This is a genomic window from Micromonospora acroterricola (genome assembly GCF_003172955.1).
GTDB classification, from domain to species: Bacteria; Actinomycetota; Actinomycetes; order Mycobacteriales; family Micromonosporaceae; genus Micromonospora; species Micromonospora acroterricola.
Genome location: NZ_QGKR01000113.1, coordinates 1 through 11,124, shown reverse-complemented (window position 1 = coordinate 11,124; position 11,124 = coordinate 1). Strand labels below are relative to the sequence as shown.

General features: G+C 72.5%; 14 protein-coding genes. 8 read left to right on the top strand and 6 right to left on the bottom strand.

All coding sequences use genetic code 11. The features are described 5' to 3' along the window. Window positions 1-348 precede the first annotated feature (348 nt). The 4 genes from DKT68_RS03775 to DKT68_RS03760 all read right to left on the bottom strand — a co-directional run bounded on the left by DKT68_RS03775 (window position 349) and on the right by DKT68_RS03760 (window position 2,315). Window positions 349-720 carry a hypothetical protein gene (locus DKT68_RS03775; protein WP_109816037.1) on the bottom strand — a complete coding sequence of 124 codons (372 nt, stop codon included), beginning with the start codon at window positions 718-720 and terminating at the stop codon, window positions 349-351. 58 nt (window positions 721-778) lie between these two features. Beyond that, on the bottom strand, window positions 779-1,030 hold the full coding sequence (locus tag DKT68_RS03770) for a hypothetical protein (protein WP_109816036.1): 252 nt from the start codon (window positions 1,028-1,030) through the stop codon (window positions 779-781). Window positions 1,031-1,109: 79 nt separating this feature from the next. After that, window positions 1,110-1,583 (bottom strand): large conductance mechanosensitive channel protein MscL, encoded by a 474-nt coding sequence (gene mscL, locus DKT68_RS03765; protein ID WP_109816035.1) that lies wholly within the window; start codon window positions 1,581-1,583, stop codon window positions 1,110-1,112. 39 nt (window positions 1,584-1,622) lie between these two features. Then, window positions 1,623-2,315 (bottom strand): FadR/GntR family transcriptional regulator, encoded by a 693-nt coding sequence (locus DKT68_RS03760; protein ID WP_109816034.1) that lies wholly within the window; start codon window positions 2,313-2,315, stop codon window positions 1,623-1,625. 50 nt (window positions 2,316-2,365) lie between these two features. Between DKT68_RS03760 and DKT68_RS03755 the strand changes: the two genes are divergently transcribed. Beyond that, entirely contained in the window at window positions 2,366-3,646 is a 1,281-nt protein-coding gene (locus DKT68_RS03755) for an MFS transporter (protein WP_109816033.1), read from the top strand. A gap of 13 nt (window positions 3,647-3,659) precedes the next feature. On the opposite strand, the gene DKT68_RS03750 is transcribed toward DKT68_RS03755, so the two are convergent. Further along, on the bottom strand, window positions 3,660-4,016 hold the full coding sequence (locus DKT68_RS03750; RefSeq protein WP_109816032.1) for an STAS domain-containing protein: 357 nt from the start codon (window positions 4,014-4,016) through the stop codon (window positions 3,660-3,662). A gap of 165 nt (window positions 4,017-4,181) precedes the next feature. On the opposite strand from DKT68_RS03750, the gene DKT68_RS03745 reads away from it, so the two are divergent. Genes DKT68_RS03745 through DKT68_RS03720 form a run of 6 tightly spaced genes read left to right on the top strand, consistent with a single transcriptional unit; the run spans window position 4,182 to window position 9,774 of the window. After that, window positions 4,182-5,042, top strand: a complete 861-nt coding sequence (locus DKT68_RS03745; protein WP_109816031.1) for an STAS domain-containing protein — start codon at window positions 4,182-4,184, stop codon at window positions 5,040-5,042. Continuing rightward, window positions 5,042-5,452 (top strand): STAS domain-containing protein, encoded by a 411-nt coding sequence (locus DKT68_RS03740; protein WP_109816030.1) that lies wholly within the window; start codon window positions 5,042-5,044, stop codon window positions 5,450-5,452. The genes DKT68_RS03745 and DKT68_RS03740 overlap by 1 nt, the downstream gene beginning before the upstream one ends. Next, on the top strand, window positions 5,449-5,865 hold the full coding sequence (locus DKT68_RS03735) for an ATP-binding protein (RefSeq protein ID WP_109816029.1): 417 nt from the start codon (window positions 5,449-5,451) through the stop codon (window positions 5,863-5,865). The genes DKT68_RS03740 and DKT68_RS03735 overlap by 4 nt, the downstream gene beginning before the upstream one ends. Next, window positions 5,862-6,875 (top strand): SpoIIE family protein phosphatase, encoded by a 1,014-nt coding sequence (locus DKT68_RS03730; protein WP_109816039.1) that lies wholly within the window; start codon window positions 5,862-5,864, stop codon window positions 6,873-6,875. Before DKT68_RS03735 ends, DKT68_RS03730 begins: the two co-directional genes overlap by 4 nt. Then, window positions 6,872-8,233 (top strand): sensor histidine kinase, encoded by a 1,362-nt coding sequence (locus DKT68_RS03725; RefSeq protein WP_109816028.1) that lies wholly within the window; start codon window positions 6,872-6,874, stop codon window positions 8,231-8,233. Before DKT68_RS03730 ends, DKT68_RS03725 begins: the two co-directional genes overlap by 4 nt. A gap of 2 nt (window positions 8,234-8,235) precedes the next feature. After that, on the top strand, window positions 8,236-9,774 hold the full coding sequence (locus tag DKT68_RS03720; protein WP_109816027.1) for a SpoIIE family protein phosphatase: 1,539 nt from the start codon (window positions 8,236-8,238) through the stop codon (window positions 9,772-9,774). A 48-nt stretch (window positions 9,775-9,822) separates the two neighbouring features. On the opposite strand, the gene DKT68_RS03715 is transcribed toward DKT68_RS03720, so the two are convergent. Further along, window positions 9,823-10,620 (bottom strand): helix-turn-helix domain-containing protein, encoded by a 798-nt coding sequence (locus DKT68_RS03715; RefSeq protein WP_109816026.1) that lies wholly within the window; start codon window positions 10,618-10,620, stop codon window positions 9,823-9,825. A 31-nt stretch (window positions 10,621-10,651) separates the two neighbouring features. On the opposite strand from DKT68_RS03715, the gene DKT68_RS03710 reads away from it, so the two are divergent. Then, window positions 10,652-11,124 (top strand): TIGR03086 family metal-binding protein (locus DKT68_RS03710; protein ID WP_109816038.1); only part of this gene is annotated, 473 nt, incomplete at its 3' end.

Below are 11,124 nucleotides of genomic sequence, written 5' to 3'. Positions count from 1 at the left end.
CCGCCGATTCGCTGCCGGCCGAGGGCAAGCCCGGGTCTGCCTCCCTTTGGAGCTGAATCGCATACGACATCACGTCGGCTGGGTTGCGTGCGACATCAGGTCGGCTGGGTTGCGTGCGACATCACGTCGGCTGGGTTGCGTGCGACATCAGGTCGGCTGGGTCGCGTGCGACATCACGTCGGCTGAATCGCATACGACATCACGTCGATGAGTCGCATGCGACATCACGTCGGCTGAGTCGCTTGCGACATCAGCTCCAAAGGCGCTCGGTGCCGATACCCGGACCCATCCGACGCTCCGGGAACGCGAGGAAGCCCGGCGGAAGACGTGACGCCCGTCGTTGGTCGGTCACTCCTCGGCGGGCAGGTCCGCGAGGCCGACGGTGAGGCGTACCCGGCCGTCCGAGACGGCGGCGATCCGGTCGGCCGGGACGTAGACCGCGCCGGCGCCGACCAGTTCGGTGGAGACCTTCAGGTAGCCACCGTGCAGCAGCCGGGCGGCCAGGTCGGCCGGCACCTCGGGCTCCTCGACCGCCGTGGCCTCGATCAGCTCGTCCAGGCTGCTGCCCGGATCAGCGGTCGGCGCCTGGACGGTCACCGCGTTCGGGTCACCCCGCTGGACGAGATCCACTGTGCCGACCTCGGCCCCGGCGGGGTCGATCACCGACATCCCGGTGGTGATCCGCGAGATGGTCGCCTGCTGCTCGTCCTGCTGGTCCATCCCAACGCGGTTCCCGGGGCGGTACGCCGCTAAACGCCGCCGTCGGGCGCCCGGCCGCTCAGCTGGTCGGCGGGGCCCAGCCGCCGGGTGGACGCGGGGACAGCTCGCGCCAGGAGTCCGGGCCGTCGAGCAGCGCCCGGACCGTCTCCTCGGCCTCGTCCACACTGCCGTACTCGTAGAACCGGGAGATGCCCTCGGCCCCGCCGGCCCGCTGCTCGACGTGCCACCGGTCGGCGTCCACCCGCAGGAAGACGTCCCGTCGGGCCAGCCGCCCCCATTTCCCGTTCCACCAGTGCTTCCGCTGCTCCATGGCCGGACTCTATCGAACACACGTACGAGAAGATGCGGCCCCTGCGGGATTCCCACAGGGGCCGATGTGCATCCGTCGGTCAGCGCGGCGCCGGCGGCTCCGTGCGACGGCCCAGCACGTCGTCCAGCGCCCCGCGCTGCTGGCCAGGGGTGGTGTGGCCGGCGGAGACCAGCGCGTCCCGGATCTCGGTGAGCAGCTTGACCTCCTCGCTCGGCGCCGAGGGCGGCGGCTCCTCGCCGCGCCTGCGCCGCTCGGCCAGCCGGTTCATCGGGTAGACGACCAGGAAGTAGAGCGCCAGCGCGGTGAGCAGGAAGGTGATCGTCGCGTTGACGAAGGCCACCCAGTCGAACGCGATGCCACGGAACGTGGGGGTCGAGCCGCTGAGACCGTTCTTGTTGCCGGTGATCAGCACGATGATCACCCGAACGAGCGGCTCGAGGAACGACTTGGTGAGTTGGGTGACCACGCCCGTGAACGCGGCACCGATGACGACACCGACCGCCAGATCGACGACGTTGCCGCGCATGATGAAATCTTTGAAGCCCTTGAGCATCCGTACTCCCGAGGTGTCCGGTTTTCCGTCGGGCACAACCTATGCCCCTCGGGCGGGCTCCAGAAAAGCGCCGGCTTCGATCGCCGCCATGCCCGGATCGCCGGCCCGGATCGCCTCGACCAGCCGGGTGTGGTCCACGTAGCGCTCGGGCGTGAGCGCGTCCCCCATCGCCTGGGCGACCGTGCTGCGCAGGGCGGTGCCGACCGAGGCGTACAGCTCGGCGAGCATGGCGTTGTGCGCGGCGGCGACCACCGCGGTGTGCAGCGCCGCGTCCGCCTCGACGAACGCGTCGACCCGGCCACCGTGCCAGGCCGCCTCGCGCTCGGCGAGCGCGCCGTCGAGCGCCGCCAGGTCGGCCGGAGTACGCCGCAGCGCGGCGAGCCGGGCGGCCTCCACCTCGAAGGCGCGCCGCACCTCGATGACCTCGGTCATCCGGTCGTCGCCCAGCCGGCGGGCCACCACCGGCGCCAGCTCGTCGGTGGACACCACGTACGTGCCGGAGCCCTGCCGGCACTCCAGCACCCCGGCGTGCACCAGGGCGCGGACCGCCTCGCGGACAGTGTTGCGCCCGACGCCCAGCGCGGCGACCAGCTGGGGCTCGGTGGGGATGCGGCCGCCGACCGGCCACTCGCCGCCCAGGATCCGGCCCCGGAGCTCCTCGATGGTCTGCCGGACCCGGTGGCCGCGGGGCGGCACCGGCGGCGTGGAGGAGGAATCGACCGACGGTGGCACTGGTTACATCACCGGTCCCAAATTCATCCCATGATTGTAGGTTGGAAGCCATGACCCCGCCACCCACCGCCGCTCCGGCGCCTCCCGCCCCCGTCGCCGTCGACCCCGGTGCGGTGCGCGATCCCGGTGCGGGCCGTCGGACCCACCCGGCGACCGGCGGAGCCCTCGTGCTGGTCGGGATGCTGCTGGTCGCGTTGAACCTGCGCGCCGCGGTGACCAGCCTCGGCGCCCTGCTCGACGAGGTCCGCGACGGTCTGGGGCTCTCCGGGACCACCGCCGGTCTGGTCACCACCCTGCCGACCATCGCGTTCGCCGCCCTCGGCGCGCTCACCCCGTGGCTGGTCCGCCGGGTGGCGCCGGCCCGGGTCCTGGTGGTCGCCATGCTCGCCCTGGCCGTCGGTCAGGTGCTCCGGGTGGCCACCGACTCGACCTGGGTCTTCCTGCTCACCAGCGCGCTGGCGCTGGCCGGCATCGCGGTCGCGAACATCCTGCTGCCGATGCTGGTCAAGCAGAACTTCCCGCACCGCACCGGCCTGGTCACCGGGGCGTACACGATGGCGTTGACCGTGGGCACGACGGTGGCCGCCGCGTCGGCGGTGCCGATCGCGCACGCCTTCGGGTCCTGGCGGGCCGGGCTCGGTGTCTGGGCCGCGATGGCCGCGGTCGCCGTACTCCCGTGGGTGCCGCTGGCACTGCGCACCCGGGCGGCCGCGCGACGGGCGACCCCGACGGCGGCCGTGGCCGCGCCGGCGCGGGTCCGGCCGGCACGGACCCGGCTGGGCTGGGCGATGGCCGTCTACTTCGGCGCGCAGTCGCTCAGCGGGTACGCGATCATGGGCTGGCTGGCCCAGCTGTTCCGGGACGCCGGCTACCAGCCGGAGTCGGCCGGGCTGCTGCTCGCCGGGGTGACCGCGCTCGGCGTGCCGATCGCGCTGCTGATGCCCACCCTGGCCGGCCGCCTGACGACGCTGCGTCCGCTGGTGCTCGGGCTGACCGCCGCGTCGGCGCTGGCCTACGTCGGGCTGGCGCTGGCCCCGCACGGCGCCGCGCTGCTCTGGGTGATCCTGCTGGCAATCGGGCAGGGCGCGTTCCCGATGATCCTGACCACCATCGGGCTGCGCGCACGCACCGCCGAGGGAACCGTCGCGCTCTCCGCGTTCGCGCAGAGCACCGGGTACGTGATCGCCGCCCTCGGTCCGCTGCTGGTCGGCATCCTCTACGAGGTCACCGGCGGCTGGACGGCGCCGATCGGATTCCTGCTGGTCGCGCTCGCCGTGCAGACGACGGCGGGCATGGCGATCGCCCGTCCCCGCTACGTCGAGGACGAGTGACGAGCGGCGGCGGTCAGGAGGAGGCTGGCGTCGGGTCGCCAGCGACGGCCTGATCCACCGTCGGATAGGTGTGCAGCACCTCGACCAGGCCGCTCACCTCGAGGATGCGCAGCACCCCCCGCTGCGGGGCGGCCAGCCGCACCACGCCGCCGGCCTCGTCGCAGCTGTTCTTGGCGCGGACGAAGACCGACAGACCGGTCGAGTCGCAGAACGAGACGTCCGACAAATCGAACACCAGCCGGTTGCGGCCCTTGTCGAGCAGATCGGTGATCTGGTCCTGCAACTGCGGTGCGGTCGCCATGTCCAGCTCGCCCGCGACCGACACGACGACCACGTCGCCGCGTTGTTCCGTGTGCACCGTCAAGGACATTCGCCAGACCTCCTGTTTATCGGGGGAACGGTATCCCACGACAGGGGTCACACGCAGAACGGGAGCCCGGATCCGGTGGCCATCATCATTTCGTTGCTACGCGGCAAGTAGTTGACCAGCCCCCGGTGATAGAGTCCGCCCGGTCCAGGTCTAGGGGGTTTCGCAATGGCGTTGAGCGCCGAGGAAAGTGGTCGGCTCGCCGCGCTGCTCAGCGGGAACGCCGAGCGGGTGACGCAGCGGTGGACCGAGATCATCGCCGGTTCGTTGCGTGGCCGGCTGAGCCAGGCCGAGCTGCGCCGGCAGGTCCAGGACCTACACCACGCCATCGTCAGCACCGGCGAGCAGGGCGCCATCGACCTGCCCGCCGAGAACGCCACCGAACTGCGCGCCACGCTCTCCGAGTTGTCCCGGGGGCGGGCCCGGCAGGGTTTCTCCGCGACCGAGACCGCGATCAGCATCTTCGCGCTCAAGGACGTGGTGGCCGAGCTGGTGGAGGAGGCCGGCGGCGACAACAAGCTCCGCGACTACGTCGCCTACTCCGGTCTGATCGACGAGCTGGGCCTGTTCACCTTCGAGAGCTTCGTGCGCACCCGTGAGAGCCTGATCGCCGACCAGGCCGAGCAGCTGCTCGAGCTCTCCACGCCGGTGGTCAAGCTCTGGGAGGGCGTGGTCGCGGTCCCGCTGGTCGGCACCCTGGACTCCGCCCGGGCCCAGGTGGTCATGGAGCGGCTGCTCCAGACCCTGGTCGACACCGGCTCCCCGTACGCGATCATCGACATCACCGGCGTCCCGGCGGTGGACACCCAGGTCGCCCAGCACATCCTGAAGACCGTGGTGGCCGCCCGCCTCATGGGCGCCGACTGCATCATCTCCGGCATCCGCCCGCAGATCGCGCAGACCATCGTCGCGCTCGGCATCGAGTTCGGCGACATCGCCACCAAGGCCAGCCTGGCCGACGCTCTGCGCCACGTGCTGCGGCTGACCGGGGTGGAGACCGCGCGTCGCCAGCCGCGCCGGGACGCCTGATGGAACGGGTGCCGATCCTCAAGATCGGCGACATCCTGCTCGTCTCCATCCAGCTCGACATGTCCGACCAGACCGCGGTCCAGCTCCAGGAGGACCTCGCCGAGCGGATCGTCGCCACGGGCTGCCACGGCGTCATCATCGACATCACCGCGCTGGACATCGTCGACTCCTTCGTCGGGCGGATGCTCTCCACCATCGCATCGATCTCCAAGGTGCTCGACGCGGAGACGGTGGTGGTCGGAATGCGCCCCGCCGTCGCCATCACCCTGGTCGAACTGGGGCTGTCGCTGAACGGCATCCGTACCGCCCTGAACGTCGAGCGCGGCATGGAGCTGATCGCCGCGGCCCGCGCCGACGAGCACGAGTACCAGCTCGACGACGATCCGGACGCCGAGACGGCCACGCCGTGACCGCGGGCGTCGACCTGGGCCCGCAGGCGCAGGCGATCCGGAGCGACGAGGACGTGGTGCGCGTCCGGCAACTGGTCCGCGCCGTGGCGGTGGCCGTCAAGCTCTCCCTGGTCGACCAGACCAAGGTGGTCACCGCGGCGAGCGAGCTGGCCCGCAACACCCTGGTGTACGGCGGCGGTGGCTCGGTGGAGGTGACGACCGTCGACAACGGGCGGCGCCGGGGCGTCCAGATCGTCTTCGTCGACTCCGGTCCGGGCATCCCCGACCTCGACCTGGCCTTCACCGACGGCTACACCACCGGCGGCGGCCTCGGCCTCGGGCTCAGTGGCGCCCGGCGGCTCGTCGACGACTTCCACATCGACACGTCCGCGGAGACCGGCACCCGCATCACGGTCACCAAGTGGTCCCGGTGAACGGGGACGCGGTCACCGACAGCGGCATCTGGTTCCGGGTGGAGGCCACCAGCGCGGCCAGCGCGGTTCGGCGCGCCGCCGAGCGCCTCGGCGAGCAGGTGGAGATGGGTCAGCCGCGCATCGCCGACCTGGCCATCGTCGCCGCCGAGCTGACCAGCAACCTGGTCAAGCACGCTGACGAAGGTGTCCTGCTGCTCCGGCCGGTACGCCGCGCCGGTGAGGCCGGCGTGGAGCTGGTGGCCATCGACTCCGGGCCCGGCATGGCCGACCTGACCCTCTCGTCCCGGGACGGACACTCCACCGCTGGCACACTCGGCATCGGTCTGGGCGCCATCGCCCGGCAGGCCAGCTGGTTCGACGCGTACTCCCTGCCCGGCCGGGGCACGGTCCTCGCCGTGCAGGTCTGGCCGGCCGAACCGGCCCAACCGTCCTGGGCCGGCGCTCTCACCCGGCCGCTCGCCGGCGAGAGTGTCAGCGGCGACGGCTACGCCGTGCGGATCGCCGACGGCCGCCGACAGGTGCTGGTCAGTGACGGCCTGGGGCACGGTCCGCTGGCCGCCGCCGCCACCGCGGCGGCACTGGCCGCGTTCCGCGACGCCCCGGCCGGCCCCCCGGCAACCGTCGTCAGTCACCTGCACCGGACCATGTCGTACACCCGGGGCGCGGCGCTGGCGGTCGCCGAGCTGGCGCCGGCGGACGGCCTGCTGCACTACGCCGGGCTGGGTAACATCGCCGGCGTGGTGGTCGAGGGCGACGGCCAGCGCCGAGGGCTCGTGTCGCTGCCCGGCATCGCCGGGCACCAGAGGCCGAGGGTCCGGGAGTACGACTACCCGTTCGGCCCGGGCGCGCGGCTGGTGATGCACAGCGACGGGGTGGTGGACCGCTGGCGGTTGGCCGACTACCCGGGCCTGGCCGAGCGGTCCCCGCTCGTGATGGCGGCGACCCTGCTGCGCGACGCCGGGGTGCGACGCGACGACGCCTGCGTACTGGTCGCGAGGTCCTGGGAATGACCGGGGAGCCGGGCGTGCTGCCGTTGCTGCAGATGGCGCTACGGATCGAGCAGGACATCTTCGTGATCCGCCAGCGGGGCCGCGAGGTGGCCTCCGTGGTCGGTCTGGAACACCAGGACCAGATCCGCATCGCCACCGCGCTCAGCGAGGTGGCCCGGGACCTGCTGCGGATGGTCGGAGGCGCGGACGTCGCCTTCCACGTCGACGCGGGCGCCGACGGCCGGTTCCACCTCCGCGCCGACCTGGCCCCGGTGGCCCCACTGCCCGGCGGCCGGTACGAGCCGCAGTCCGGCGCCGTGTCCCGACTGGTCGACACACTGAGCACGTCGACCGTCGAGGGGGTTACGGTCGTGAGGATGTCCCGACGAGTCCCGGCCAACGCGCCGACGCCAACACCGGAGCGGCTCGCCGAGTTCCGAACGGAACTCGGCCGCACCGCGCCGGCCAGCGCGCTGGACGAGCTGACCGTGCAGAACGGGCAACTCATCGCGGCGCTCGACGAGGTGCGCAGCCAACGCGACGAGCTGGCTGTGCTCAACGAGGAGCTGGCCGAGACCAACCGAGGCGTGCTGGCGCTCTACAACCAGCTCACCGAGGAGCTGGAGGAGACCAACCGGGGCGTGGTCGCCCTCTACGCCGAGTTGGACGAGAAGTCGGCCCAGCTGCGCGCGGCGAGCGAGTCCAAGAGCCGGTTCCTGGCGAACGTCAGCCACGAGCTGCGCGCCCCGGTCACCGCGATCATCGGGTTGGGGCGGCTGCTCACCGACTCCGCCTCCGACCCGCTCACCGCCGAGCAGGCCCGTCAGGTCGATCTGATCCGTTCCTCGGCGGCGGACCTGCTGGGGCTGGTCAACGATCTGCTGGATCTGGCCAAGGCGGAGTCCGGCCGGATCGAGCCGGACTGGGCCGACGTGGACCTGCGCCCGGTCTTCGGTCAACTGCGCGGCACGCTGCGGGCGCTCGCCACCCGACCGGACGTGGAACTGGTGGTGGAGGAGCCCCCCACGCCGGCCGTCCTGCGCACCGACGAGGTGCTGCTCGGCCAGGTGTTGCGCAACCTGCTGCACAACGGGTTGAAGTTCACCGAGCGCGGCGAGGTGCGACTGCGCGCACGGCGACACGACGACCGGTGGATCCTCACGGTGAGCGACACCGGCCCGGGCATCGAGCCCGAACTGCACGAACGGATCTTCGAGGAGTTCTACCAGGTGCCGGGAGCGACCCGGGTCGGCGGCACCGGCCTCGGCCTGCCGTACGCCCGACGCGTGGTGACGCTGCTCGGCGGGACGCTGGAGTTGACCAGCGAGCCGGGCCGGGGCAGCACATTCACGGTCTCCCTGCCCGTCGGCGGAGCCTGACGGTGGACGGGGGGCCGGCGACCGTCCTGGTGGTCGATGACAGCCGCACCAAGCGCTACCTGCTGGTCAGCTGGTTGACCCGGGCCGGGTTCACCGTCCTGGAGGCGGAGAACGGCGCCGAGGCGCTGGCCCGGGTCGACGCGGACCGCATCGACCTCGTGGTGCTCGACGTCCGCCTGCCCGACCTGAGCGGCTACGAGGTCTGCGAACGGATCAAGGAGGCGCACCCGGCGATGCCGGTGATCCACGTGTCGGCGCACGCCGTGGACGTGGCCGACCGGGCCCAGGGGCTGACCCGGGGTGCGGACGCCTACCTGACCGAGCCGATCGAGCCGGAGGAGCTGATCGCCACCGCGCGGGCGGTGCTGCGCTACTACCAGGCCCGCCAGCGCGCCGAACTGCTCGCCGAGCGGCTGCTCGGGCTGGCCGACACGACGGTGGCGGTGCACGCCGCGTCGACCTTCACGCAACTGCTGGAGGCCGCCGCGGCTGGTGCCGCGCAGATCTTCAAGAGCCCGGCGGCGGTGATCGCCGAGACGTTCGATGGTGACTGCCTGGCCGGGATCTGCGCCGGTCCGGGCGCCGAGGCCGCCGTGGTGCCGTGGGTCGTCGACGACACCGGCGTGCCGACCGGCTCCACCGTCCGGGTGGAGGCGCCGGCGACCTGGGGGCTGCTCGACTGGCCGGCGGACGACTCGGTGACCGTGGCCGCGGCCCGCCTGCGGGAGGACCGGGCGCCGCTGTACGTGGTGGTCCCCACCGCCACCCAGACCGCCCGCACCCCGGTGCTGGTGCAGCTGGCCCAGGCGGTGGCGGCGGCGGTCGAGGCACAGCGCTCGTTCGACGAGGAGCACCGGATCGCGGTCACCCTCCAGCGCAGCCTGCTCCCGCGCCGGCTGCCCGAGGTGGCCGGGCTGGACCTGGCGGTGCGCTACGAGCCGGCCAGCGCCCAAACCGAGGTGGGCGGCGACTTCTACGAGCTGGTGATGCTCGACGGGCACCTGCTGCTGGCGATCGGCGACGTGGCCGGCCATTCGCTGCACGCGGCGACGGTGATGGCCGAGCTGCGGCACGCCGTCCGGGCGTACGCGGTCGAGGGCCACCAACCCGGCGAGATCCTGCACCGGGTCAACGAGCTGATGCGGACCCTGCTGCCGAACGAGCTGGCCACGCTCTGCGTGCTGCTGCTGCACCCGCCGACCGGGCGGGTGCGGCTGGCCAGCGCCGGTCACCTGCCGCCGGTGCTCACCGTGGACGGCAAGGTGGAGTTCGTGCAGCACTCCGCGCCGCTGCTCGGCGTCCGCGCTCCCCGTCCGGCCGACCTGGAGTTCGTGCTGCCGGCCGGGGCGACGCTGGTGTTCTACACCGACGGGCTGATCGAGCGCCGCGACGCCACCATCGACGAGGGGCTGGCCGCGCTCGCCGCGGTCTCCAGCACGGTGGACGCCGACCTGGAGCGGTTCTGTACCCGCCTGCTGGTGGAACTGGCCCCACCGGAGATCCACGACGACGTCGCCGTGGTCGTGCTGCGCCGTAACTGACGGCTTCAGACCGTCGGGATCGCGCCCGGGAAGAGCGGCGCCGGGCGGTCAGTGGACCGAGCGGGCGTACGCGGCGGGGGACACGCCGGTGACGGCGGTGAAGTCGCGGACCAGGTGGGCCTGGTCGCTGTAGCCCAGGTCGGCGGCGAGGCCCGCCCAGTTCAGTGGCCCGCCGGCGGCCTGCTCGACAGCCTCCTGGAGCCGGTAGCGGCGGATCACCCACTTCGGCCCGACCCCCACGTACTCCGTGAAGAGCCGTTGCAACCGGCGGACCGGGAGGTCGTGTCGCGCGGCGAGGTCGTCGACCCGCAGCACCGTCCGGTCGGTGCGAATGGCCTCGGCGAGCCGGACGGCCTCCGCGGTCGCCGGGTCGGGGGTGGGCGCCCACGCGGTGAGCAGGGCGTCCAGCGCGCTGCGGCGATCGTCGTCGGTGCCCGCGCACACCGGGGCACCGGGGAGTGTCAGCCGGCCGGAGGGCAGGGGGAGCCGGCGGCCGGTCAGCTCGGCGACCGGTCGACGCCAGAACGGGTGGAACCCACCGGGGCGGAACTGGACCCCGCAGACGCGACCGGTGCCCGCCAGCGTGATCCGGAACAGGTCGCGGCCCACCCCGGCCACCTCGCCGGTCTCCGGGCCGTCGCCGTCGCGTTGGAACACCACGTTGACCGCCGGGTGCGGCACGATCCGCTGCTCGAACGGTGCGCTCAACGCCCAGTCGATCAGCCAGTAGTGCTCGATCCACGGGCGTAGCGACTCCGCCGGCAGGTGCCGACGGAAGCGGACCTCACGCAGCAGGCGTTCCGGGTCGAGGATGCCCCGGCTGTCGCCACGCGGTCGCTGTCGCATTTTTTCAAGACCGCCCTCATACGCTGGCCCTATGGCCACTCAGACTAGCGATTTGCTGGCGGCTGCCGCGCCGCGAACCGTCGACGTGGTACGCGGCATCGCCGACGACCAACTCGACCTGCCCACGCCGTGCCGCGACTACCTGGTCCGCGACCTGCTCAACCACCTGTTCGAGGTGGTGGTGAACTTCCAGGAGCTGGCCGTGAAGCGGCCGGTGGAGTGGTCCGCGAAGCCGGACCACCTGGCGGACGGTTGGCGGGACCGGTTCGGGGCGGAGACCGACCGCCTGGTCGCGGCCTGGTCGGACCCGTCCACCCTGGAAGGTGTGTCGCCGGGCATGGGCATGCCGCAGACCGTCGTCGGCGGCATGGCGTTGCTGGACCTGACCGTGCACGGCTGGGATCTCGCCGTCGCCACCGGCCAGCCGTACCGGCCTGCCCCCGAGGCGGTGGCCGAGCTGCACGGGCTGGTCGAGCAGTTGGCGCCGACCGCCCGCAAGATGGG